General features: G+C 45.2%; 19 protein-coding genes. 11 read left to right on the forward strand and 8 right to left on the reverse strand.

What is annotated here, in order from left to right; all coding sequences use genetic code 11:
* Position 1 precedes the first annotated feature (1 nt).
* Positions 2-1009: a glycosyltransferase gene (locus tag NEE14_RS14810; protein WP_251967492.1), complete on the forward strand. Its 1008-nt coding sequence runs from the start codon at positions 2-4 to the stop codon at positions 1007-1009.
* A 14-nt stretch (positions 1010-1023) separates the two neighbouring features.
* On the opposite strand, the gene NEE14_RS14815 is transcribed toward NEE14_RS14810, so the two are convergent.
* From NEE14_RS14815 to feoB, 5 genes are all read right to left on the reverse strand, one after another.
* Positions 1024-1815 (reverse strand): glycosyltransferase family 2 protein, encoded by a 792-nt coding sequence (locus NEE14_RS14815; RefSeq protein WP_251967491.1) that lies wholly within the window; start codon positions 1813-1815, stop codon positions 1024-1026.
* A gap of 11 nt (positions 1816-1826) precedes the next feature.
* Entirely contained in the window at positions 1827-2930 is a 1104-nt protein-coding gene (locus tag NEE14_RS14820) for a glycosyltransferase (RefSeq protein WP_251967490.1), read from the reverse strand.
* Positions 2927-4159, reverse strand: coding sequence for an O-antigen ligase domain-containing protein (locus tag NEE14_RS14825; protein WP_338578748.1), 1233 nt, complete (start codon positions 4157-4159; stop codon positions 2927-2929). The genes NEE14_RS14820 and NEE14_RS14825 overlap by 4 nt, the downstream gene beginning before the upstream one ends.
* Before the next feature lie 31 nt (positions 4160-4190).
* The gene (locus NEE14_RS14830; protein ID WP_251967488.1) at positions 4191-5105 is read right to left on the reverse strand and encodes a glycosyltransferase family 2 protein; all 915 of its coding nucleotides are present in this window, start codon (positions 5103-5105) and stop codon (positions 4191-4193) included.
* A 196-nt stretch (positions 5106-5301) separates the two neighbouring features.
* Positions 5302-7782, reverse strand: coding sequence for a ferrous iron transport protein B (gene feoB, locus NEE14_RS14835; protein ID WP_251967487.1), 2481 nt, complete (start codon positions 7780-7782; stop codon positions 5302-5304).
* A gap of 177 nt (positions 7783-7959) precedes the next feature.
* Here feoB and NEE14_RS14840 point away from each other — a divergent pair, with 177 nt between their 5' ends.
* The 10 genes from NEE14_RS14840 to NEE14_RS14885 all read left to right on the forward strand — a co-directional run bounded on the left by NEE14_RS14840 (position 7960) and on the right by NEE14_RS14885 (position 19919).
* Entirely contained in the window at positions 7960-9726 is a 1767-nt protein-coding gene (locus tag NEE14_RS14840; RefSeq protein WP_251967486.1) for a DUF6057 family protein, read from the forward strand.
* Between the two features lie 27 nt (positions 9727-9753).
* Positions 9754-11220 carry a TolB family protein gene (locus tag NEE14_RS14845; protein WP_251967536.1) on the forward strand — a complete coding sequence of 489 codons (1467 nt, stop codon included), beginning with the start codon at positions 9754-9756 and terminating at the stop codon, positions 11218-11220.
* Between the two features lie 26 nt (positions 11221-11246).
* Positions 11247-12671, forward strand: a complete 1425-nt coding sequence (locus NEE14_RS14850) for an alpha-amylase family protein (protein ID WP_251967485.1) — start codon at positions 11247-11249, stop codon at positions 12669-12671.
* A gap of 47 nt (positions 12672-12718) precedes the next feature.
* Positions 12719-14122: a glucuronate isomerase gene (gene uxaC / locus NEE14_RS14855; RefSeq protein ID WP_251967484.1), complete on the forward strand. Its 1404-nt coding sequence runs from the start codon at positions 12719-12721 to the stop codon at positions 14120-14122.
* An 18-nt stretch (positions 14123-14140) separates the two neighbouring features.
* Entirely contained in the window at positions 14141-15181 is a 1041-nt protein-coding gene (locus tag NEE14_RS14860; protein ID WP_251967483.1) for a sugar kinase, read from the forward strand.
* A gap of 18 nt (positions 15182-15199) precedes the next feature.
* Positions 15200-15871 carry a bifunctional 4-hydroxy-2-oxoglutarate aldolase/2-dehydro-3-deoxy-phosphogluconate aldolase gene (locus NEE14_RS14865; RefSeq protein WP_251967482.1) on the forward strand — a complete coding sequence of 224 codons (672 nt, stop codon included), beginning with the start codon at positions 15200-15202 and terminating at the stop codon, positions 15869-15871.
* 64 nt (positions 15872-15935) lie between these two features.
* Positions 15936-17348, forward strand: a complete 1413-nt coding sequence (locus tag NEE14_RS14870; RefSeq protein ID WP_317259010.1) for an MFS transporter — start codon at positions 15936-15938, stop codon at positions 17346-17348.
* 238 nt (positions 17349-17586) lie between these two features.
* Positions 17587-18396, forward strand: coding sequence for an SDR family oxidoreductase (locus NEE14_RS14875; RefSeq protein WP_251967480.1), 810 nt, complete (start codon positions 17587-17589; stop codon positions 18394-18396).
* Positions 18397-18417: 21 nt separating this feature from the next.
* Complete coding sequence (gene uxuA, locus NEE14_RS14880; protein WP_251967479.1) at positions 18418-19587, forward strand: mannonate dehydratase; 1170 nt, start codon at positions 18418-18420, stop codon at positions 19585-19587.
* Between the two features lie 110 nt (positions 19588-19697).
* Positions 19698-19919 carry a dephospho-CoA kinase gene (locus NEE14_RS14885; protein ID WP_251967478.1) on the forward strand — a complete coding sequence of 74 codons (222 nt, stop codon included), beginning with the start codon at positions 19698-19700 and terminating at the stop codon, positions 19917-19919.
* 424 nt (positions 19920-20343) lie between these two features.
* On the opposite strand, the gene NEE14_RS14890 is transcribed toward NEE14_RS14885, so the two are convergent.
* The 3 genes from NEE14_RS14890 to NEE14_RS14900 all read right to left on the reverse strand — a co-directional run bounded on the left by NEE14_RS14890 (position 20344) and on the right by NEE14_RS14900 (position 24244).
* Positions 20344-20607, reverse strand: a complete 264-nt coding sequence (locus NEE14_RS14890) for a hypothetical protein (RefSeq protein WP_251967477.1) — start codon at positions 20605-20607, stop codon at positions 20344-20346.
* A gap of 83 nt (positions 20608-20690) precedes the next feature.
* Positions 20691-22268, reverse strand: a complete 1578-nt coding sequence (locus tag NEE14_RS14895; RefSeq protein WP_251967476.1) for a sulfatase family protein — start codon at positions 22266-22268, stop codon at positions 20691-20693.
* Positions 22269-22420: 152 nt separating this feature from the next.
* Positions 22421-24244, reverse strand: a complete 1824-nt coding sequence (locus NEE14_RS14900) for an FAD-dependent oxidoreductase (RefSeq protein WP_422394660.1) — start codon at positions 24242-24244, stop codon at positions 22421-22423.
* Positions 24245-24278 lie beyond the last annotated feature (34 nt).

The raw sequence follows: 24278 nt of genomic DNA on the forward strand, positions 1-24278 counted from the left end.
CATGAAATTATCCGTTATTATACCTGTATACAATGTAGAAGTATATCTACCAGAATGTGTATTAAGTTTATATCAGTCAGGATTATCTAGTATAGACTTTGAAGTATTGTTGATCAATGATGGTTCTACAGATGGTAGTTTTCAAATTGCAGGTGAATTATCTAAGAAATATATGAATATTCGTATTTTTACTCAGGAAAACCAAGGTTTGTCGGCTGCTCGAAACCGTGGTATTTTGGAGGCAAAAGGTGATTATATATTTTTTTTAGATTCAGACGATTTTATTTATCCAAATGCATTACCATTCTTATTAAAAAAAGCATTTGAAAATAATTTAGATATATTACGCTTTGAATATTGGAATGTTACAGAATCTGGTGAAAAGCAATCTTTATCAGAATATATAAATAAACGAAAATTATATGAGGATAAAATAGGAGATGGTTATTTCTTATTGGAAAATGTTTACAATCGTGAATTTTATGCTTGTTTTTCTTTAATTAAAAGAAGTTTCTTAATTCAATCAGGAGTAAAATTTACTCAAGGCATGTATTATGAAGATATTGAATTTACTATATCTTTATCTACTTTTGCTAAGAGGGCTATGTATATTTCTAAACCTTTATATGCCTATAGAAACAGAGTAACTTCTATTGTAAATACATTTAATAGAAAAAAAGCTACTGATCTAATAATGGTTGCATCTCGTTTAAGGAGGCTTGCTAATCAGAAGGAAAAGGTTATATCCCATGTTTTAGAGGAAACCGTTACAAATCTTATGATATTTGTGTTGTTACGAATATCAGAACCTTCCTTATTTAAGGAAAGAACATTGTTGTTAGATTTAATGAAAGAAGAGGGATTAAAATATTTATATCCTCAAAAGAATTTAAAAGAAATATCTATCCCAATTTTATATAATATTATGGGGTGTTTTTCTATTTATTTTTTATTGCCTATTAGCTATATAAAAAATAAATATATCACAAAAAAAATACGAAAAAAATAAACGTACAATATTTATTAAACACTTCTTTTTATAGAGAACCTGTTTTTCCAAAAGAAATAGAACATACTTCGAACATGCATTAAAGTCTTCTTGTTTAGTTTTGTAGAAGATCTTTGATGAGCATGTATCATCTTACTTTCTGGAAAATAGACAACTTGTTTTCCTAATTCCCAACAACGGTGGCAAATATCCATATCTTCAACATATAAGAAAAAGTTTTCATCAAAACCTTTTAGTTGTAGATAGAAGGATTTACGGAATAGTAATGCAGCTCCTAAGCACCAATCAACTTGAGTTGGTTCAGAAAATGATATTTCAGACATAAGATATTCTTTCACTTTACTATTTCCACTTTGGTCATTGCCACGTGTAAATATTCGAGCAAAGAGTATAGATGGTGATATAAATTTTCGCATTGAATACTGAATACTGAAATCTGTATTCAATAACTGAGGTGCAACAATACCAATTTGTTCATTTTTAGATAAATATAAGTAAAGTAAGTCTATAGAGTTTGGTTGTATTATAATATCCGGATTTAATATTAATATATATTCTCCCTTTGCATAAGTAACCCCTTTATTGTTGTTTTCCGCAAATCCTGCTATTTTAGTATTCTCAATATAGTTAACTTGGGGATAATACTTTTGTATAAAGTCTTTAGTCTGATCGGTAGAACAGTTATCCACTATGATTAATTCAAAGGAAACATGTGGTGGATATTGCTTGTATAGAGAATCTAACATCTTTGTTAAGAGATGTAAGTGATTCATTGTAACTGTTATAATTGAAATTTTAGGTTGCATACTTACTCGAATTAATTGTGAATATTAAGATAAGCTTCTTGATAGGACTTTGACATTCGTTGGGCTGTATAGTATCGAATGAATACAGAGCGGATTTCATCAGAAACTTCCTCTTTATTTAAAGTGATTATATTACTGATGCTTTGATGTAAGCTGTTTATATCATGATGGTCATATATAAAACCTACACATTTAGACATTTTATCTAAAACCTCTTTATGGGAAGGTATGTCAGATAATAGCATTGGTAATCCAACAGTCATACTTTCTAAGATTGTATTAGCTAATCCTTCTACATCAGATGCAGAAATATAGAAATCTGCTGCAATCAAATATTCATAAACGTTGGTTTTAAATCCAGGAAGTATAATTCTGTCATTTTCATACTTTTTTAAATGCTCCCATAAAGGACCTGTGCCAAGTAGTATAATACCAATATTTTGTTGAGGTAGAGCTTGAAAGGCCTTTACTAGAAAGTCTGGATTTTTCTCATAGGAAAAACGACCAATAAAAATAAAATATTGGATACTTTCTTTTAAACCTAAAAGTTTTCGTATTTGTTTCTTTTTATTACAGTCCTTTTTCCATAAAGGAAGAGAACATCCATTAGGTATGGAGTGTATTTTCCATCCTTTATTTTGTAAATATAAAGAACTAACACTTTCAGCACAACCTATTGCTAAATCCATTCGGTGGGTAAAATAATGGTTTAGTATATTTACAATTTTTCCTTTCCATTTACCATATAAAATCTCTTGTTGCAATCCCGGATAAATATGTATTGTGTAGACTTTTTTATATTTCTTAGGTAGAAAATAACTTAAATATAAAGAACGTGGACAATGTGAATGTAGTATGTCGGGATTTATTTCTTCAACTTTCCTTTTTAGTTGAAAAAACATACTCCAAGGTCTAAGAAATTTGTCTTTTGTTAGTTGATAGATTTGGATTGGTAGCCGTTTAAAATCTTTTAAACGGCTATTTTTCTTTTCTGGAATTAAAGTGATAATAGAAACTTCAAACGAAGAAAAGTCCATATATCGGATAATGTTATATATAACATTAACCGGGCCTTCATTACATAATGATGATACAACAAAACAAACTTTAGTCATGATTGTATTGTTTTATGAGTTGTTTGTATATAATGTTTGCTTTCGGATAAAGTAAGTCCTAATAACATCATAATAAAGAAACCACGATGGCTAGTAAAAGTGGCATCTGCTATACTTTCAATTAAGAAGTAACCAATGATTAGAAAGGGTATTATAAAATGCTTATCTTGTTGGCTTTGTTTATATAGGCTTAGAGCTTTTCTAAATATGTATAGGAAAAATAAAATGAATAGAAATACTCCGACTACACCAAATTGGGCTAGACAGGGGTAATAAGTGTCAGCAATGTAACTGTAATTATGCTTGTTAATACCTGTAACCCAGTCAATATTGTATTGTGCGTAAATATTAGAATAATAAACTCCTGAAGGGTATGAAGCAAAGGAGGCAAATCCTGAACCAAACGGAAAATAATCAGTAAAAATATCAATTGATGTTTTATAAAGCATAGCACGAGCAATAAAATCTTTTGGTATATTATCAATAGAACCACCTACACCAAAATACATAACCATTTTTTGCCAGCTTAAAACTAGCATAATTGCTATACATACAGTTGCTAGAGAAATAGTTTTAAAACTAAATTTGATATTATCACAGATAAATCTAGTGAAAAGAGTTGATGCTGCAGCAATTACGAAGAACCCGTAAAACTTAGAACGAGCTGATAGTAATCCTGTTGCTAAAATTAGTAAAAAGATAAACTTTTCTTTTTGTGTATTTTTACTACAAAAAAGAAAAACTAATGCAGTTGATGTTATAATGGCAGCAAAGTAAGCGACATGTCCGACAGTATGGACGAATATATTTGGTTTGAATACTGAAATACATCCGATAATAATCATAATACCCCAAATTACATAGATGATATCCTTCAATAGATTCTTTTGTGATTCAGAGAATTTCGGGCAAATAAAAAACACACAAAAGAAAGCTAGATAAGGTTTAAATTGTATAATGAAATCTGATATAATAGCTGGTTTAGAATTACTTCCTATTTGTATAGAGTAAATTAAATAGAATAAAAATATACAAATGACAGTGATAAATGATTTATTAACATACCATTCTGATGTTTTAAATGTAACAAAAATGAACATGAGAAATAAAATCATAGCGCAAATCTCATCTATACTATCAAAACCAATAGTGCCATAAAAAACTAATCCTATTAAATAGGTGAAAACAAAAAGATGATAAAAATGCTTATTTATAAAATTTTGAATCATATATCTAAAATCCATTTAGTATTAAAGAAGTTTATTTCTTAAATCGTAAAACCCAACCACACTTCCATTTCAATATCATACGATCTTTCCATTGTAAAGAGTATTGAGCTTCTTGAATTTCTCTTTTTAAATCCTTTATAAAAACGGATGAACTCCAATTTTTATTGTAGTTATATTTTAAAATATCTCGTAGAGCTTGAAGTTGGCTATAAATACAATATGGTTGATATTGTTTATAAACTTCTTTGGGGATAGATTTTTTACGTTCTATATGATAGTTCTCCTCGTAATCAGTTGTTGGTTGAAAGCACTGCATACAACTTTCGGCATGAATACGATAGTTATAAACTTTATGAGGAATTAAATAAACATCCTTATCAGTCATAAAAGCTAAACGTATATTCATTAACATATCCTCTCCCTTAATAATAGATCGAGGAATATCAAAAATAAAAGAGTTGCTAAATAATATCCGGCGAAAAAGCTTAGGAAATGGTGCGGAGTTGATAAATTTAGCTGTAATACAATTTTCCCGATATTTTTCCACAGACATCTTTGCCGGAATATTGTGACATTCATTTAGAAAACCTACAACAATATCAGTAGGATTATGTGTTGCGCTAACTAATAAATTCAAAGCGTTAGCTGGTAAAGTATCATCTGAGTCTACAAAGCAAATCCATTCTCCTTGTGCAGAGGATACACCATTAGCTCGTGCACGAGTTACCCCTTGGTTTTCTTGGTGTAACACTCGAATCCGTTTATCCCTCTCTTTTACTCTCTCACAAATTTCTCCACTTTTATCCGGACTACCATCGTCTACCAAGATAATTTCAAAGTCTGAAAAAGTCTGTTGAAGAACACTGTTGACGCATTCTTCTACAAACTGTTCTGTTTTGTAAACAGGTATGATGACTGATATTTTCGGGTATTGTTGCATTGTCATAACATTTTAATTTGGTCAACTTTTTTCAGTTCAAGTCGCTTTCGGGAGGCCGGTTTTGCATTTATCCTTTAACGGGCAATCCGTACATCCTCCGCATGTGGAAGAAGAAGGATGTGCCAGCAAGGCATATATCTTTCTTCCCACATACGCGATGACGAATATCCCGATCAGAGCAAGTATTATTTCCTGCCACATATTAACCTGCTATTAAATTCCCGATTTGGTAGACTAAGAAAGAGACAACCCAGGCCAGGCAGCAGGTATAGACAATGACGAACGCGCCCCATTTCCAGGAATGGGATTCGTGCACAATGGCTGTCACCGTGGCGATGCAGGGGAAATAAAGCAGGACAAACAGCATCAGGCTGAGTCCGACCAATGGGGTAAAGACATCGGTCCCGTCGGGGTTCTTTTCCTGTAACAGCCGTTCTGACAGGGCTTGTTCGCTGTCGTCGCTTCCGGTATACAATACACTCAGGGTGCTGACTACAATTTCTTTGGCTGCCATTCCCGACAACAGGCTGACACTGATCTTCCAGTTGAATCCTAATGGTTTCATGATGGGAGAGATGAGCTGTCCGATACGTCCGATATATGAATTTTCCTGATGGTCCATTCTCATCTGGTGTTCGATCTGGCTGATCTGGTCGGCTTTTTCGTTTTGTCCCAACTGGCTGTTTTCGATCGTTGCGATCTGACGCTCAAAGTCGGCCGAACGGGCTGTTTCGCGGGGGAAATATCCTAAGAACCAGATGATGATTGAGGCAACTAAAATGATGCCACCCATCTTATGCAGGTACTGTTTGCCTTTTTCCCACATGTGGAGGAGAATAGACTTGCCGGTCGGCATGCGGTAAGGCGGCAGCTCCATGACGAACGGTACGTCTTCTTCGTTGAAGAAAGCTCTTTTGAACACCCGGGCCAGGATGACTGCCAGGACGACGCCTGTTACATACAGCGACAGCAGTACAAAGCTGGCGTTTTTCGGGAATAAAGCGCCGGTGATCAGCACATAAAGAGGAAGCCGGGCGCTGCAGCTCATCAGCGGAGTGACCAGCATCGTGATCATGCGGCTGTTGCGGCTTTCGATCGTCCGTGTGGCCATAACTGCCGGGACATTGCAGCCGAAGCCCATGACTAATGGGATGAACGATTTGCCGTGTAATCCCATCTTGTGCATGATTTTATCCATGATAAAGGCAGCCCGGGCCATATATCCCGAGTCTTCCATAAAGGAGATGAAGGCATAGAGGATCAGGATATTGGGCAGGAAGACGATGACACCGCCCACACCGCCGATGATTCCGTCGACCAGCAGGTCTTTCAGCGGACCTTCCGGCATATTGGCACGCACCAGGTTGCCGATCTGCTCTACGATCCACTCGATGCCCTGCATCGGATAGTCGCCCAGGCGGAAGGTGGCTTCAAACATGATCCACATGAAAAGCAGGAAAATGGGGAAGCCCAATACTTTGTGTGTGACGATCAGATCGATGATCTGGGTGCTTGTCGCTTCCTTGATCTTGTTCTGTTCGAACGTCTCGCGCAAGGCTCCGGAGATGAAACCATAGCGGGCGTCGGTAAAGGCTGTTTCGCAATCTTCCTGTAAAAGGTTCTCTATCTGCGCCGCGTTCCGGTTACGTTCCTGGATGATCTGTTCGCCGTCGGTAAAGTTCCGGATCTGCGACTCGATCTCCTTGTCGTTCTCCAACAGTTTGATAGACAGATAACGTCTGGAGATACTTTTCGGCATGTTGTTATCCACCTTGTGGATGCTCTGCTTGATGTTGGCAATGCCTTTTTCAAGAATGTCACCGTAGTTGATATGAATATGGCGGACAACAGGGTCTTCTTCTTCATACACCTTGATAACCCGGTTGAACAGTTCTTCGATGCCGAAGCCCGTTTTGCTGATGGTCGGGACGATCGGGCAGCCTATCATGCGTGCCAGCGATTCGTAGTCGAATTTGTTACCGGCCTTTTCCAGTTCGTCGTACATGTTGAGGGCAATCACCATCTGTACGTCCATGTCGATCAATTGGGTAGTCAGGTATAAATTCCGTTCGAGGTTGGAAGCGTCGATGACGTTGATGACGATATCCGGCTGCTCATTCTCGTTGAGGTGTTTTCGTACATATAGCTCTTCCGGCGTGTAGGCCGATAATGAATAGGTGCCCGGCAGGTCGACGATGCGGAACGTGTATCCGTTCTGTTTGAAAACACCTTCTTTGGCATCGACGGTAACACCGCTGTAGTTCCCTACGTGCTCGTGGGCTCCCGATGCGAAGTTGAACAACGACGTCTTGCCGCAGTTGGGGTTTCCCACTAAGGCCACGTTGATGGTCTTTCCCTTGTTGTAGGCCATTTCTTTCAGTTCGTCGTCGGAAGGTGCGATATATGCGGTGGCTGGTTTGTCGGCAAGGGCGCTGTCTTTTTGTTCGGCGGCGAACTCAGCGGCGCTGACGACTTCAATCAGTTCTGCATCCTGGCGCCTGAGTGAAACGTCGTATCCCATGATCCGGTAGTGGATTGGATCTTTCAAAGGGGCATTCTGAATCACTTTCACTTCTTTCCCGCGGATAAAACCCATCTCGATGATGCGTTTGCGAAAGGCTCCGCGTCCCATTATCTTGACGATAATGCCTTTTTCGCCTGTGCTAAGTTCTGATAATCTCATGTTGTGTATACTCTTCTCAATCTCGTGCAAAGTTACGATATATCGTTAGTTTCATCAATACCTATGAATAGGTAAATTTAATGCAGCTTCCTTATCCGAGTTTTACGGAAAAAATCATATATTTGCCCTGCCGGTTGATCAAAAGACGGGCAAACATGAAAAATACTAACTGATGATATGAACCGTAAGTTGTTATTATTTTGGCTGTTGACCGGAATCGCCTTGTGTGTTTTTTTGCAAGTCTGTTATCCTTATCTTTTCTTTTTCAACGAGCAGAGCCAGTTATTCCTGGCCGATAGCGATTTTTTCTTGGAAAGTTTAGGGCAACCGGGTGGGCTGACGTTGTGGCTCTCGGCCTTTTGTGTGCAGTTCTTTGTCTATCCGTATGCCGGGCCTTGCATAGCGGCGGCTGTGCTGACCTGGACTGCCGCTATTTTGGGCAGCGTGGTCGGTCGGATGACCCGCTCGTCGGTATGGGCCATGGCGGGCTGGCTTCCGGTGCTGGCGCAGGTGTGGATGTTGACGGATTTCAATTATACCTTTCAGGGAACAGTCTCTTTATGGATGGCCGTGGGCGCGATGTGGCTTTGCATGCAGTTGCGGCAGGAACGTATCCGCCTGTTGACCGAACTGGTTTCAGGCCTGGCACTGGTCTGGCTGGCCGGTCCGGCAGCCCTGCTGTTTGCCTTGTGGGTGCTGATCTATGAAGCCGACACGCTGTCTCACCGGAAATGGCTGGCCGTGTGTCCGTTGCTGGCAACCGTAGCTTTTTTAGGGGGCTTGTGGAAGGCAGGAATCATTCCGGAAGCCCGTTTTGCCTTTTTACCCGATGCCTACTATCATCATTTGCTAAAACCGGGGCGGGTAATCCTTTATGCGTGGATAGGAGTGTGTGTATTGACGGGAATTGCCTGGTTGGTCCGGAAGAGAAACTGGGTGTTCCCGACTGCCCGGAGCCGGTGGATCGCCGCTGTCGTACTCTGCGGATTGGCGGTGGCCTGTTTTTACGGCGGAATCATGCATTGGGGTAATCTGAAGATGCGCCGGTATATGATGCTGGACTACTATTCCCGAACAGGGCAATGGCAGAAGATCGAGGAGAACTGCCGGGGTAAGCTGACGAATTTCCTGTATATGAACCTGCTTGCCCGGGCTTTGGCGGAGAAAGGCGAGTTGGCGGAGAAGATGTTTGAGTATGACTTCAAGGGAGAACTGGCCCTGGCCGTGAACTGGAACCGGACCGAAGATGTATCGGTTTTGTTGAGCGATATTTATTTTACGGCCGGGAATATCGCCTTGTCGCAACGGCTGGCCTTCGAGGGCAATTCGTGTGCCCGCGGGAATTATAATCCGCGTCTGCTCCAGCGTCTGGTACAGACAAACCTGATTTATGGAGAATATGCGGTGGCTGAAAAATACATTCGTCTGCTGGAGAAATCATGGACATACCGGAAATGGGCCGGCGAACAGCGGAAATTCCTGTATAACGACGAGGCGGTCGTGAACGATCGCGTCTTGGGGAGCAAACGGCAGCTGTTGCTGTCGGTAGCCGATACGACGCAGCAGAAAGTGGCCGGCGAACAGATTGAGCCGTCTATGGCGCTGCCGGTACTGGCCAACCCGGAAAAGGCCGTCACGGCTTTCCAGTACCTGATGGGAGCTTATCTCCTGCAGAAGGATCTGGCCAGTTTTCAGTATATGATTGATCATTATTCAGGTACGCCTTTGTTGCCTGAATTGCCGGTTCCGTATCAGGAAGCCCTGATTGTGGCTCATGAGAAGAATCCGGAAGGATTGAACAAGTATAAGTTGGATCAGGAGGTCATCAGTCGCTATCAGGACTTCCGAAAACAGGTGTTAGCGAATCGGAACAACCGGGGACTGGCCGGACTCTTGTACCGTTCGTTTGGCGATACCTACTGGTATTATGTTATATTTAAATGATCTATGATGAGAAGTAGCTTGGTGGTCATGAAAAAGTTGGGTTTATATATCATCGTCGGATGGCTGATCGGGCTGGCAGCCTGTCAGCCGGGGAAACCGAAGGTGGATGAACAGAAGGACGTGACTCCTTCTATTTATCCGGATTATACGGAAGTGACGATTCCGGTGAATATAGCGCCGCTGAATTTCGGCCTGTCGGACGAGGTGGAAGCGGCGGTGGCTGCTTTTGCCGGGCAGGAGGATAGCTTTCGGGTAGAAATGACAGAAAAGACCTTTCAGATTCCGGCCTCGAAATGGAAGAAGCTGTTGCAGCAGTCGGCTGGCTCTTCCTTTCAGGTAACTGTTACGGTGAAAAAAGACGGGCGGTGGACCGCATATAAGCCGTTTCGGATGTATGTGGCACCGGAGGCTGTTGATCCTTATTTGGCTTACCGGAAGATCGCGCCGGGATATGAACTGTGGAAAACCATGGGTATTTACCAGCGTCATATAGAGACTTTTGATGAATCGCCTGTTTTGGAAAACCGGCAGACCCAGCAGAACTGCATGAACTGCCATTCTTTCTGTAATCGGCAGGCTGACTGTTTTCTGTTCCACATGCGTCAGAAACTGGGTGGAACCTACCTGGTCAAGGACGGGAAGGTGGAGAAGCTCAATACGGAAACACCCGAAACCATTTCGGCATTGGTTTATCCGTCGTGGCACCCGGGCGGACGCTTTGTGGCTTTCTCGACGAATGTCACGAAACAGTTCTTTCATCCGAACAATCGGAACCGGATTGAAGTCTATGATGAGAAATCGGATGTGGTTGTCTATGATACCGAGAAGCATGAACTGATCACGGCACCGGCTTTGTTCTCCAAACAGGCGTTTGAGACGTTCCCGACTTTTTCACCCGACGGGAAAACGCTTTATTTCTGTACGGCTGAAGCCAAACCGATGCCGGATGCTTATCAGGAAGTGAAATACAGTCTCTGTTCGATCGCTTTTGATCCGGAAAAACGGACATTTGGTAATCGGGTAGATACCTTGTATGCGGCAGAACAACAAGGCAAAAGTGTTTCGTTCCCGCGTGTCTCGCCAGACGGACGTTATTTGTTGTATACGTTGTCCGGATACGGGAATTTCTCGATCTGGCACAAAGACGCCGATTTGTATTGGGTAGACCTGAAGACCGGCGAACACCGCTGTCTGGAGGAAGTCAACAGTCCGGATGTGGAAAGCTACCATTCCTGGAGCGGAAACAGCCGTTGGTTCGTATTCAGCAGCCGGCGGGATGACGGACTTTATACACGGCCGTACTTTGCATACGTTTCAGCAGAAGGCAAAGTAGGGAAACCCTTTATGTTGCCCCAGCGTACCAGCGATTATTATGAAGACTGCATGTGGTCGTATAATATTCCGGAGTTTGTATCGGATAAAATTGATGTTTCGGCCCGTGCCATCATGGATGAGGCAGGAACCTCAGGAGTAGGAATCAGATTTGTGAAATGAGAAAAACAATTAAGAGGAGAATAATTATGAAGATCAGAAAAGTTTTTATTGCGGCACTGTCAGTGCTTTCGGGCTTGTTTTCTTGTCCGCTGTCAGTATTCGGCCAGCAGACCACTTTGCCGAAGGATAAGCAGAACGGGGCGATCCTGCACGCGTTTTGCTGGTCGTTCCAGACCATTAAGGATAATATGAAGCAGATTGCGGATGCGGGGTTTACAATGGTGCAGACTTCGCCGGCCAATAAATGTTTTGTGGGCGACGACGGCGGTTTGGAAATCTTCGGAAAAGGAAAATGGTATTATCATTATCAGCCGGTGGAATGGACCATCGGGAACTATCAGCTGGGGACGAAAGCCGATTTTATTGCCATGACTGCCGAGGCGCGGAAATATGGAATTACGGTACTGGTGGATGTCTTGCCGAATCATACGGCCTTCGATACAACGGCTGTTTCCCAGCAGTTCATTGATGCCGTGGGCGGACATGACCAATTATATCATGCCAACGGATTGAAGCCGATAGAGGATTATAATGACCGATTGCAATGCACAACACAGGGTGTCGGTGGATTGCCCGATGTAAATACGGAGAATCCGCTGTTCCAGTATTATTATATGAAATATGTGAATGAGCTGATTGCCTGCGGAGCCGGCGGATTCCGGTATGACACCGCCAAACATATCGGCTTGCCTTCCGATCCGAAGGATGAGAAATCTCCCCGGAATAACTTTTGGGAAGTCGCTACAGGCCGGGAAGCTGTAAACGGTTTGCGTCTGGATACATCCAAAGAGCTTTTCATCTATGGAGAAGTTTTGCAGGGCAAGGACGTGAAGGAAAAAGAATATTCCAAATACATCGGACTGACCGCCAGCAATTATGGCGGAGAGCTGCGGAAGGCGTTGGAGAACAGAAGTTTCACGGGAGTGGATCTGGAGTCCTGGCATCATCCGGCCAATCCGAAGCAACTGATTACCTGGGTGGAAAGTCATGACACCTATTGCAATGCCGGCGAATCGGCTGGTCTGACAGACGCGCAGATCCGCTGTGGCTGGGCGATCGTGGCTGCCCGTGCTTCGGGTGTTCCTTTGTTCTTGAGCCGCCCGGCGGGTTCGTCACCCGAGAATCGTTGGGGAAACAATCAGATTGGTCCGCGTGGAAATGATAATTTCTTCCATCCGGAAGTGGTTGCGGCCAATAAATTCCGCCAGCACATGATAGGTGAAAAGGAAACTTTGTATTACTCGGCAGATGGCAAGGTCATGGAAGTGGCCCGGGGTAAAAAAGGAGCGGCCCTGATCAATTTGGGCGAAGCAGGCGATATTTCCATCAAGACCTGTCTGCCCGATGGCTCTTACACAGATGCTGTGCACAAGGCTCCTTTTACAGTACAGAAAGGCGTGTTGAAAGGGCATGCCGACGGAATGTCTTCCTATATTTTGGAAGTACAATAAATAATAAGGAAATGAGCAGTTGTTAACGAAAATCGGATACAGGAAAAATGGAGAGTTTTATCAATAAAGATTTTATGCTGACGAATGAGTCGGCCCGCGAGTTATATCATGACAGTGCAGAGTCATTGCCCATCATCGACTATCATTGTCATCTGGACCCGAAACTGATTGCCGAAAATCATGGCTTTAAGAACCTGACGGAAGTCTGGCTGGGTGGCGATCACTACAAATGGAGGGCCATGCGCGGCAATGGCATAGCGGAAGAATATATCACCGGAAACAGAAGTGATTATGAGAAGTTCGAGAAATGGGCGGAAACAGTGCCCTACACCATGCGGAATCCTTTATACCATTGGACTCATCTGGAATTGAGCCGGGTGTTCGGTATTGATACTCTCTTGAAGCCGCAGACGGCCCGTGATATTTATGAGACTTGTACAGCCCTGTTGCAGACCGACGATTTCCGTACCCAGGCGCTGTTGAAACGCTTCCGGGTGGAAGTGGTTTGTACAACGGATGATCCGATAGACTCATTGGAATATCACCGCTATATACAGGAGCATCCTTTTGGTACTCATGTATATCCGGCCTGGCGTCCGGACAAGGTGCTGGCGGTGGAAAATCCGGTTTCGTATCGGGCTTATGTGGAAAAATTGGGACAGGCAGCCGATATGGAGATCCGTTCATACACGGATTTGTTGACGGCCTTGCGGAAGCGGCACGATTATTTCACCTCTTTGGGCTGCCGCCTTTCGGATCATGGCCTGGATAATTTCTATGCCGATGATTATACAGAAGCCGATGTGCAGCAGATCTTCAAGAAGGTGATGGACGGAAAGTTACTGGATGAAACGGAGATCCGCCGTTTCCGGAGTGCCATGCTGTTTGAACTGGCTGTCATGGACTGGGAAAAAGGATGGACCCAGCAGTATCATATCAGTGTGGTCCGGAACAGTTCCACCCGTATGTTTCAGGCTTTGGGACCGGATACGGGGTTTGATGCCATCATGGAAGTGAATTGTTCGGTCGTCGGACACCGTTTCTTTAACCGGTTGGACCAGGTCGGGAAGCTGACAAAGACCATTCTGTACAGCTTGAATCCGAAGGATAATGAGGTATTGGCTACCTTGGCTTATACGTATAACGACGGAATCATCCCGGGAAAGATGCAGTTGGGCTCGGGCTGGTGGTTCCTCGATCAGGAAGACGGCATGCGGAAACAGATGAATGCCCTCTCGGCCATGGGCCTGCTGAGCCGTTTTGTGGGAATGCTGACAGACTCGCGCAGCTTCCTTTCCTATCCGCGCCATGAATATTTCCGCCGCATCCTGTGTAACCTGATCGGTGAAGACATCGAGGCCGGGAAGTTGCCGCGGAGTGAGATGGATTTTCTGAAACAGATGGTGGCCGATATTTCTTATTATAATGCAAAACGATATTTTAACTTTTAACGGATAAATGGAACACACATGGGAAAGATAGTAACCTTCGGTGAGATCATGCTGCGATTGGCAACTCCCGGATATTTACGTTTTAGTCAGACGAACGAACTGACGGCCACTTTTGGTGGTGGTGAAGCAAATGTGGCCGTGTCATTGGCCAATTATGGACTGGACGCTGAGTTTGTGACCCGCTTGCCGGAGAATGACATAGCGGCCGCTTGTGTAAAAGATCTGCATAAGCACGGAGTCAAGACGGACCATATTGTTTATGGGGGTGACCGCCTGGGAATCTATTTCCTGGAAACAGGAGCGGTGGCCCGTGCCAGCAAGGTCATCTATGACCGGGCTCATTCGGCTATCTCGGAAATCAAACCGGGCATGATCGACTGGGAGCAGGTGTTGACGGGTGCCGACTGGTTTCACTGGACGGGCATTACACCGGCCATCAGTCAGGGTGCGGCTGATGTCTGCCTGGAAGCGATTCAGACAGCCAATCGGTTGGGCATTCCGGTCTCCTGCGATTTGAATTACCGGAAGAACCTGTGGAAATACGGAAAGAAGGCCTCTGAAGTCATGCCGGATTTAGTGGCTGGCTGTGACATCATTCTCGGAAATGAAGAAGATGCGGAGAAAGTATTCGGCATCAAGCCGGAAGGTTTTGATGTGACGGCCACGGCAGGCGAAGTGAATGCCGCTGAGTTTGAAAGTGTCTGCACACAGCTGATGCAGCGTTTCCCGCGGGCCCGGAAGGTGATTATCACTCTGCGCGGTTCGATCAATGCCAACCATAATACATGGGGCGGTGTTTTGTACGACGGCAAACAGCTGTTCCAGTCGCCTCGCTATGACATCACGCATATTGTGGATCGTGTGGGTGGCGGCGATTCTTTCATGGGCGGCCTGATTTATGGCTTGTTGACTTATCCGCAAGACGATCAGCAGGCATTGAACTTTGCCGTGGCGGCTTCCTGCCTGAAGCATACGATTTATGGAGATTATAACGAAGTGACAGTAAAAGAGGTTGAGAACCTGATGAAGGGCGATGGCTCAGGTCGGGTTTCACGTTAACAGAGGAAAGGAGAACAAATGGCTGCATTTACGAAATTACAGGTGTTGCAGGCAATGCAACAGACGGGCATGGTTCCGGTCTTTTATCATAGTGATCCCGAAGTGGCTCGTCAGGTGCTGAAGGCCTGCTATGAAGGTGGCGTCCGTGCCTTTGAGTTTACAAACCGGGGCGACTTCGCTTCGGAAGTGTTTATCGACCTGATGAAGTTCTCTCGCCGGGAATGTCCGGAGATGATCCTGGGAATCGGTTCTGTGATCGACGCACCGACGGCCGCTCTTTATTTACAGTACGGGGCGAACTTTGTCGTGGGTCCGTATCTGAATGCGGAAGTGGCGCGTTTGTGCAATCGTCACCTGGTTCCTTATACGCCGGGCTGCGGTTCGGTAACGGAAATCGGTGAGGCACAGGAATTGGGTTGTGACTTAGTGAAGATTTTCCCGGCAGGAAATGTGGGCGGACCTTCGTTTGTGAAGAATATCAAGGCTCCGCTTCCCTGGTCGATGATCATGGCGACGGGTGCTGTGGAACCGACGGAAGAGAATCTGACCGCCTGGATGAAAGCAGGAACAACCTGCGTTGGAATGGGCTCGAAGCTCTTCCCGAAAGACCGGATCACGGCTCAGGACTGGAATTATATCACCGAAAAATGCCGGTTTGCCTTGGAGATAATCCGCCAGGCAAGAGGCTGACAGCTAAGCGGATGACAACTAACCTTTTAATCGGAATGACATGAATAAACACGGAAAAATAAAGATGACAAATTACAGATGGACTATCTGTATCATGATGTTTCTGGCCCTGACGATCAATTATCTGGACCGCCAGGTGCTATCTTTAACCTGGGATGAATTTATCAAGCCCGAATTTCATTGGAATGAAATCCATTATGGGCGGATCACGGCGACGTTCTCGATTGTATATGCAATCGGGATGTTGTTTGCAGGTCGGGTAATCGACTGGATGGGAACGAAGGCCGGCTTTTTGTGGTCGATCGGATTGTGGTCGTTGGGCGCTTGTCTGCATGCTTTTTGTGGCGTGGCCACCGAAGCCTGTGTCGGACTTGAGGACCGGACGCAGTTGATGATGGCTACGGGTGATATGGCTGTCCTGATCGCGACCTTCAGTATGTACTTCTTTTTGGCGGCCCGTTGTATATTGGCTATCGGAGAGGCGGGATATTTCCCTGCCGCAGTCAAGGTGACAGCCGAATATTTCCCGAAACGCGACCGGGCATTTGCGACCTCTATTTTCAATGCGGGCGCTTCTATCGGTGCTTTGGCCGCGCCGTTGACGATTCCGCTGCTGGCTAAATATTGGGGTTGGGAATTATCGTTCGTCATCATTGGTGTATTGGGCTTTATCTGGATGGGATTCTGGGTATTCATGTACACACCGCCCGAGAAGAGCCGGTTTGTCAATGCTGCCGAACTGGAATACATCGGACAGGACAAGCTGCTGGAAGCTGATCTGGTGAATGATGAGGAGGCTGATGAAAAGAAGATGTCTTTGTTGGAATGCTTCCGCTATCGGCAGACCTGGGCTTTCTTGCTGGGAAAATTCTGTACCGATGGTGTGTGGTGGTTCTTCCTCTTTTGGACACCTTCCTATCTGAATACCCAGTTTGGAATCAAGACGACAGAAGGATTGGGTATGGCGTTGATCTTTACTTTATATGCTATCGTTATGTTGTCGTTGTATGGAGGAAAGCTTCCTACGATTTTTATTAAGCGGATGAAAACGAACCCATACGAGGCCCGCATGAGAGCGATGTTGATCTTTGCCTTCATTCCGTTGGTTGTTTTGTTTGCCCAGCCGTTGGGTACGTATTCTCCCTGGTTTCCGGTTATTTTGATCGGTATCGGGTGTGCGGCGCATCAGTCCTGGTCGGCCAATATCTATACGACTGTGAGTGATATGTTTCCGAAGAAGGCGATTGCCACGGTGACGGGAATTGGTGGCATGGCAGGCGGCGTCAGTTCGATGTTGATGCAGGCAAGTGCCGGCAATCTCTTCGTCTATGCGGATAAGGTACAGCTGGAATTTCTGGGCTTTGTCGGGAAACCGGCCGGATACTTCATCATCTTCTGTATATGTTCAGTAGCTTATCTGGTGGGCTGGATCATTATGAAGACGCTGGTGCCGAAGTATAAGATTATCGCTGGTTAATCATTTTCTGAAATAAACGAGAACCGGAAACGAAACTCATCGGAATCAAAATCGATTCCCGTTTATTTCGTTTTAAAAGCTGCCTGCTTTTTCCTGAAAACACGCCGGCTTTTTAGGAAAATACGCCAGCTTTTGGGAAAAATACGCCGGCTTTTTGAGGTGTCAGGGCAAGGGCTTGTCAACTCATCTCCTGATACCTTGTCAACGGAAAGATATAAACAAATTAATGCAATAAAATATGAATCTGTTTGATGTAAAAGATAGAGTGATCGTCATCACCGGAGCAACCGGTGTATTAGGCCGGGCGATGGTGCGCCACTTTGCCGAAGAAGGAGCGAAGGTGGTGATTTTAGGCCGGAATAAACAAGTCGGGAATCAGTTGGCCGATGAGGCGGTGAAGGCTGGAGGCACGGCTGTATTTTATACGACGGATGTACTCGATAAAGCTCGGCTGGAGCAGAATTATGCCGACATCATGGAGCGCTTCGGCCGGATTGATGTGCTGATCAACGGGGCCGGAGGAAATATGCCGGGAGCGACAATAGCTCCAGACAAAACCCTTTTCGATTTGGATCTGGAAGCCATGCGGCAAGTGGTGGATCTGAATCTCTTCGGAACGGTTTTGCCGACGATGATTTTTGCCCGGGCCATGGTGGCACAGAAACAGGGCTCCATTATCAATATCGCTTCCGAAGCCGGATTGCGTCCGCTTACACGGGTGGCAGGCTATGGAGTAGCGAAAGCGGCTGTCATCAACTTCACGAAATATATGTGCGGCGAACTGGCTACGAAGTTTGGTCCGGGCCTGCGGGTGAATGCCATTGCTCCGGGTTTCTTCCTGACCGAACAGAACCGAACCTTATTGACAAATCCGGACGGAAGCCTGACACCGCGGGCAGAAACCATTCTGGCACATACACCTTTCAAGCGTTTCGGCGAGCCGGAAGAATTGTTGGGTACGCTGCAATGGCTGGCCAGTGATGCTTCGCGTTTCGTATCCGGTACTTTGACCGTTATTGACGGTGGCTTCGACGCGTTTTCTATTTAGTTAATTCAAAAACTCATAAATATGTATCTATGTAAACAATCCTGGCGCTGGTACGGACCGAATGATCCGGTCAGTCTGTGGGATATCCGGCAGGCCGGAGCCACTGATATTGTCCATGCGCTGCATCATATTCCCAACGGAGAAGTTTGGAGTATAGAAGAAATCCGGAAACGGCAACAACTGATTGCTGAAACTGGTTTAGTGTGGAGTGTCGTGGAAAGTGTTCCGGTACACGAACATATCAAGACGCAGACCGGCGATTTCCAGCGTTATATTGATAACTATAAAGAGACCTTGCGGAATCTGTCCGCCTGCGGAATCCGTTGTGTGACATACAACTTCATGCCGGTCCTCGACTGGACACGCACCGACTTGGCCTATACCATGCCTGACGGCTCGAAGGCTTTGCGTTTTGAGCGGGCGGCTTTCCTGGCCTTCGATCTTTTCATCCTGAAACGCCCCGGGGCAGAACAGGAATATTCGGAAGCTGATAAGGAAATAGCCCGTCGCCGCTATGAACAGATGGATGAGGAAGAGAAACAGCGCCTGGTGCGCAACATGATCGCCGGACTGCCCGGTTCGGAAGAAAGTTTCACTCTCGAACAGTTTCAGGAAGCATTGGATCGTTACAAAGACGTGGATGCCGACAAGCTGCGTGATAACCTGGTTTATTTCCTGTCAGAAATAACACCGGTAGCCGATGAAGTAGGAGTTGACCTAGTGATTCATCCCGACGATCCGCCTTATCCTATTTTAGGTTTGCCGCGCATCCTTTCAACGGCAGATGATTTTCGTCAGTTGATAAAAAGAGTGCCTAACAAATCGAATGGCCTGTGTCTCTGCACCGGATCATTCGGTGTGCGTGCCGACAATGATTTGGTTGCGATGATGTATGAGTTTGCCGACCGGATTCATTTCGTTCATTTACGCAGTACGAAACGGGATGCTGAAGGAAACTTCTATGAAGCCAATCACCTGGAAGGCGATGTTGATATGTATGGCATGATGAAGGCTCTGCTGGAGATACAACAACGGCTGAAAGTCTCTATCCCGGTACGTCCGGACCACGGCCATCAGATGGTGGACGACTTGCGGAAGAAAACCAATCCGGGCTATTCCTGCATCGGCCGTCTGCGTGGTTTGGCCGAACTTCGTGGCTTGGAATTAGGCATTGCCCGTTCGATGGAATGATGGTTTGTCTTTGCGGGAAGAGGCAAAATGAGATAATCGGGGAGAAATATTGTGGCAAGAGAATATTTTGTATCTTCGCAGATGTAAGATTACTGAAAACTGGAAGAATCATGGACAGAACAGTATTTAATAAGGCACAGTTGGAGATGCTTGATATTATGGCAGGAATCCGCAGTGAAGAAGAATTGGAGGCACTGAAACATGTCATTTCAGAGTTCTATGCTCGTCGTGCCGATGAAGAATTGGATAAACTCTGGCAATCGGGAGAGTGGAACGAACAGACATTGAAAGAACTGGGCGAAACTCATTATCGTACACCATATAAGTCATGAAGCGGCTTGTTGTATTAGATACCAACTGCTTGGTACAAATGTTGTCGGTGCATAGTCCTTATCGCCCTGCTTGGCAGGCGTTTCGCGAGGGGAAATATGAGCTATCTTATCCGGCTCCAGCGGTTTGTGGAAGAATTAGCTAAACTATAGACCTGGGTATTATTGTTTGTAATTTCTGCAAATTCAGATAATTGAGAAGTCTCTTGGTGGTATAAATAGAAGAGGCACGGAAACAAGGAGCAAAATTGAAACTCTTTGTTTCCGTGCCTCTATTTTATTATTCCTATTTTAAGATGTTTACTCTTATAGGCTATAACGGTACAATAAATCCTTCAGTTCTTTGTCACTCAGATTTTCACGCTCAGATTTATCATAAATGGCCAACTTCTTCAGGCTACGAGAAAATTCAGGCGTTACAATAATGTTACAGCTCATGCAGTAAATCCTCCGCGTTGATGGGCTGGAGCTTTCCTTCCTGTATTAGCTTGGCTTCCTTGCAAGCTTGTTCGATATGTGCCTCTATCTCCTGGCGAGACATATAGGAAGTTACCGGTTCTTTTACATTCGAGACTTTCGCCTCTTCTGCATTGAGCAAGTCTTCTACTTTCTTCAGCAAGGAAAGATCCTTCACGTCGAGAATCCGGCGTATCAGTTCGTTTTGTTCAGACTGTAAGCTTATCGTATTCATTTAGATTCCTTTCTTCTGATTGAATGAGATAAAAGTATGTATTAATCTATCAATATCCAAACAGCCCTTAATCCTCTCTCCATTTAGAAGTGATTCAATGCCAAAGCTGTAGTATCCTGATACTGCTGTTGCAGTTCCACCAGTTTCTTTTCCAACTGACGGGTGATTTCCTCGTAACCCGGCTGACCGTAAAGATTCTTCATTTCCGACGGATCTTCCTGCAGGTCGTATAATTCCCATGTGTCGATGTCGTTGTAGAAATGGATTAACTTATAGCGGTCTGTGCGGACTCCGTAATGGCGCTTCACCGCATGTTCGGCCGGATATTCGTAGAAGTGATAATACAAGGCATCGCGCCAGTGGGCTGGCTTTTCTCCTTTCAGGAACGGCAGGAACGATTCTCCGTGCATGTCTTTAGGTATTTCCACACCTGCCAGTTCCAGGATGGTCGGGGCATAATCGATATTCTGGACGAACGCATCCACGTCTCCATGAATACCACCCGGCAGACGAACCAGCAGCGGTGTGCGGAACGACTCTTCATACATAAAGCGTTTGTCGAACCAGCCGTGCTCGCCCATATAGAAACCTTGGTCGGATGTATAGACAATCATGGTATTCTCTAATAATCCGGCTTTCTCCAGATAATCCAGTACGCGACCGATGTTGCGGTCTACCGAATGGATTACCCGTAGATAATCCCGCATATACTGTTGGTATTTCCATTCAGCCAAAGCCTTGCCGGAAAGATTCGCCTTCTTGAATTTCTGGATGATCGGATCGTAGTGAGCATCCCAAGCCTTCTTCTCTTCGGGTGTCATGGTGTCGTACATGTGGCGTCCTACTTCTTCCAATCCGGTTGTCGTATGGATTTCGTTCTCTTTATCTGCCATCTTCAGGTCGTAGACCAAGTCCATATCCTTGAAGATGCTCATCTCTTGGGCAGCCGCAGCCTGACGGCCTTCATAATCGTCGTAGAAATTGTCTGGCAGCGGGAAAGTCTTGTCGCTGAAAAGCTCCAGATCCTGTAAATCCGGCATCCAGGTACGATGTGGAGCCTTGTGATGAAGCAAGAGGCAGAACGGTTTGCTCTTGTCGCGCTGGTTCTCCAGCCAGTCGATTGCCTTATCGGTGATGACATTCGTTGCATATCCTTTCGAGGTAATCTCTTCGCCGTTCTTGATAAACGGTGCGTTGTAATAAATACCCTGTCCGATCAGGATTTCCGAATAATCAAATCCGGTAGGAGCGGAAGTCAGGTGCCATTTCCCGATGATTGCTGTCTGGTATCCGGCTTTCTGCAATAACTTTGGATACGTCTGCTGACTGCCGTCGAAAACAGCACTGTTGTCGGTAAAGCCATTCGCATGACTGTGTTTACCGGTCAGCATACATGCCCGGCTGGGACCACTGATGGAATTGGCCACAAAACTATTGGTGAAACGAACACCCTCGTTGGCAATCCGGTCGATATTAGGCGTCTGGATAAAGCGGTTATCATACGCGCTGATTGTCTGGTATGAATGGTCGTCCGACATGATATAGAGAATGTTCATCGGTTTCTTCTCTTGCTGCCCGTCAGACTGGGCCTGCTTGTTGTTGCACGCATAGAAAGGCAATGCCAACACCGGCAGCGTAAGTAGCCATCTGTTTGTTTTCATAGATTTGATCTTTAATGATTAATATTTGATGATGAAAGTACAAAGGTAATAAAACTGTGTTAAGTCTTCACCTTTTTCGGCAAATAAGCCTGTTGTTTCCCGTAAATAAAAACGGCTAACAACAGGCTTATTTCATTAACGAGTCAGATGTGTTACCGGACGACCGGTTCTTCTTTCAGTGTACCGCCTTCGTTGTATCGCTGGTTGTTGGGCAAGCCTTTCTGCCCGACACCTTCTTTCATCAGCTCTTTCAATTCCGGCAAATGATATTGATAGACACCACGCGGGTTCACCTGATATTTCTTGCAGATAGAAGCCGCCATGCCGACTACTTCGCCCATCATTCCGGTTGTTCGCATGACGCGTACCGTTCCCAAGGCGACGTGTGTCACACTGATATTCCGACCAGCCATGAACAGGTTGTCAATGTTGCGCGAATACAGGCAACGGTATGGAATCGGGTACGGATAGATGTTGATATGTTTGGCAATCGACTTGAATTCCTGACCGGGGAAATTCTCTGTATTCTTCGGATCCGGATAATGCAGGTCGATACTCCACGTAGAAGCAGCCGAACCGTCTTCATGGACTACATGCTTCCGTAAGTCGTCTTCTTTCAGAATATAATCGCCCATCAACCGGCGTGATTCCCGTTTCCCGGAGATGTAAGCTACCCAGGCCAGCTTCCGGTTCTTATACACATCGTTTTCCTTCATTTCATTCTTGAGATAACTCCAGTTGGAATAAACCACCAACAGGCCATAATCCCGGATACGCTCGAAATCCTTGATCTGATCGTAGTTCATACCTGTTTCCCAAGTCCATTCGCCCATCGTCACCTTTTCACAATTCTTCTCATTGAAATCAACTCCATATTCAAAGTGTGGGAATGAAGAAGGTTTCTTCGTGTCTTCCGAATACCATTGTACGGAAGCACCCATTGTCATCTTATCCGCCTGTTCCGGAGCTGTACTTTCTCCGAATTCGTCCCGGCTTTCACGTCCCATTCGGTAATCAGCTCCAGCCAAATAACCAATGGTTCCATCGCCTGTACAATCAGAGAACAGCGGTGCTTCGAAACGCTTCTCTTCGCCCGTCTCAATATGCTTGGCGATAACCGCAGTGATGCGATTCCCTTCTTTCTCTACAGCAATTGCACGATAGTTGGTAAATAAGGAAACATTCTTTTCCTTCAGCAGCCAGTCCATCTTCTTTTGATCCTCGTAATAATCGGCAGGCTGAGCATTACCGCCTCGCGTCGGACCAAACTCTTTCTGTAAATTCCCTAATTCTTTATAAGGACCGGCTTCGATGCGTCCACCCAAGTGAACGCGAATCTCCGAACTGTTGTTTCCTCCTATCACCGGACGGTCGTTTAGCAAAGCCACCTTGCAACCTAGGCGGGCAGCCGAAACGGCGGCACTCATTCCGGCAATACCAGCACCTACAACTACCAGATCATATTCTCCGGCTAACGGAGCTTCTGCCGGAAGATTCAGTTTCTCCCGCCGGAACTTTTCCAGCGAGGCCACATCCGAAGGAGGAACGGCATCTTCTTCCGTTGTGAAGTAAATGGCATCGCATCGCCCGTTGAATCCAGTCAGATCATGCAAGCGCAGTTCCGTATTCACATCCTTGATCGTTACTTTTCCGGCTGCTTGCCACATCCATGCATTTCCTTCGCACCCAAGCGGTGAAGCCAGCTTCTTGTTACCGACATACAAACTGAATTTTCCCGGTCCTTCACCATCTTTCCAAGGCGAAGTCCAGTTGTACGTCCGTACATATACATAATATGTCCCTTTTTCCGGAAAGGTCACCTCTGTTTGTGCGTCTTCCACCGGTTCACCCATACCGTGTGCCATCAGATATGAAGAGCCCATCAGGTCCATAAACTGCTGATCAACTACCCAACCGCCTTTCTTAGTAAAACTTTCTGCCTCGATAAAGAGGTTGGCAGAATTTATCATTGTCATCGATGAAAGGCCTGATAATAATAAAGATATAAAT

Source organism: Parabacteroides sp. AD58 (assembly GCF_023744375.2).
Taxonomy (GTDB): Bacteria; Bacteroidota; Bacteroidia; order Bacteroidales; family Tannerellaceae; genus Parabacteroides; species Parabacteroides absconsus.

Coding starts and splice junctions, on each gene's coding strand:
- NEE14_RS14810 (WP_251967492.1), top strand. CDS start 2: ATGAAATTATCCGTTATTATACCTGTATACAATGTAGAAGTATATCTA.
- NEE14_RS14815 (WP_251967491.1), bottom strand. CDS start 1,815: ATGCAACCTAAAATTTCAATTATAACAGTTACAATGAATCACTTACAT.
- NEE14_RS14820 (WP_251967490.1), bottom strand. CDS start 2,930: ATGACTAAAGTTTGTTTTGTTGTATCATCATTATGTAATGAAGGCCCG.
- NEE14_RS14825 (WP_338578748.1), bottom strand. CDS start 4,159: ATGATTCAAAATTTTATAAATAAGCATTTTTATCATCTTTTTGTTTTC.
- NEE14_RS14830 (WP_251967488.1), bottom strand. CDS start 5,105: ATGACAATGCAACAATACCCGAAAATATCAGTCATCATACCTGTTTAC.
- feoB (WP_251967487.1), bottom strand. CDS start 7,782: ATGAGATTATCAGAACTTAGCACAGGCGAAAAAGGCATTATCGTCAAG.
- NEE14_RS14840 (WP_251967486.1), top strand. CDS start 7,960: ATGAACCGTAAGTTGTTATTATTTTGGCTGTTGACCGGAATCGCCTTG.
- NEE14_RS14845 (WP_251967536.1), top strand. CDS start 9,754: ATGAAAAAGTTGGGTTTATATATCATCGTCGGATGGCTGATCGGGCTG.
- NEE14_RS14850 (WP_251967485.1), top strand. CDS start 11,247: ATGAAGATCAGAAAAGTTTTTATTGCGGCACTGTCAGTGCTTTCGGGC.
- uxaC (WP_251967484.1), top strand. CDS start 12,719: ATGGAGAGTTTTATCAATAAAGATTTTATGCTGACGAATGAGTCGGCC.
- NEE14_RS14860 (WP_251967483.1), top strand. CDS start 14,141: ATGGGAAAGATAGTAACCTTCGGTGAGATCATGCTGCGATTGGCAACT.
- NEE14_RS14865 (WP_251967482.1), top strand. CDS start 15,200: ATGGCTGCATTTACGAAATTACAGGTGTTGCAGGCAATGCAACAGACG.
- NEE14_RS14870 (WP_317259010.1), top strand. CDS start 15,936: ATGACAAATTACAGATGGACTATCTGTATCATGATGTTTCTGGCCCTG.
- NEE14_RS14875 (WP_251967480.1), top strand. CDS start 17,587: ATGAATCTGTTTGATGTAAAAGATAGAGTGATCGTCATCACCGGAGCA.
- uxuA (WP_251967479.1), top strand. CDS start 18,418: ATGTATCTATGTAAACAATCCTGGCGCTGGTACGGACCGAATGATCCG.
- NEE14_RS14885 (WP_251967478.1), top strand. CDS start 19,698: ATGGACAGAACAGTATTTAATAAGGCACAGTTGGAGATGCTTGATATT.
- NEE14_RS14890 (WP_251967477.1), bottom strand. CDS start 20,607: ATGAATACGATAAGCTTACAGTCTGAACAAAACGAACTGATACGCCGG.
- NEE14_RS14895 (WP_251967476.1), bottom strand. CDS start 22,268: ATGAAAACAAACAGATGGCTACTTACGCTGCCGGTGTTGGCATTGCCT.
- NEE14_RS14900 (WP_422394660.1), bottom strand. CDS start 24,244: ATGACAATGATAAATTCTGCCAACCTCTTTATCGAGGCAGAAAGTTTT.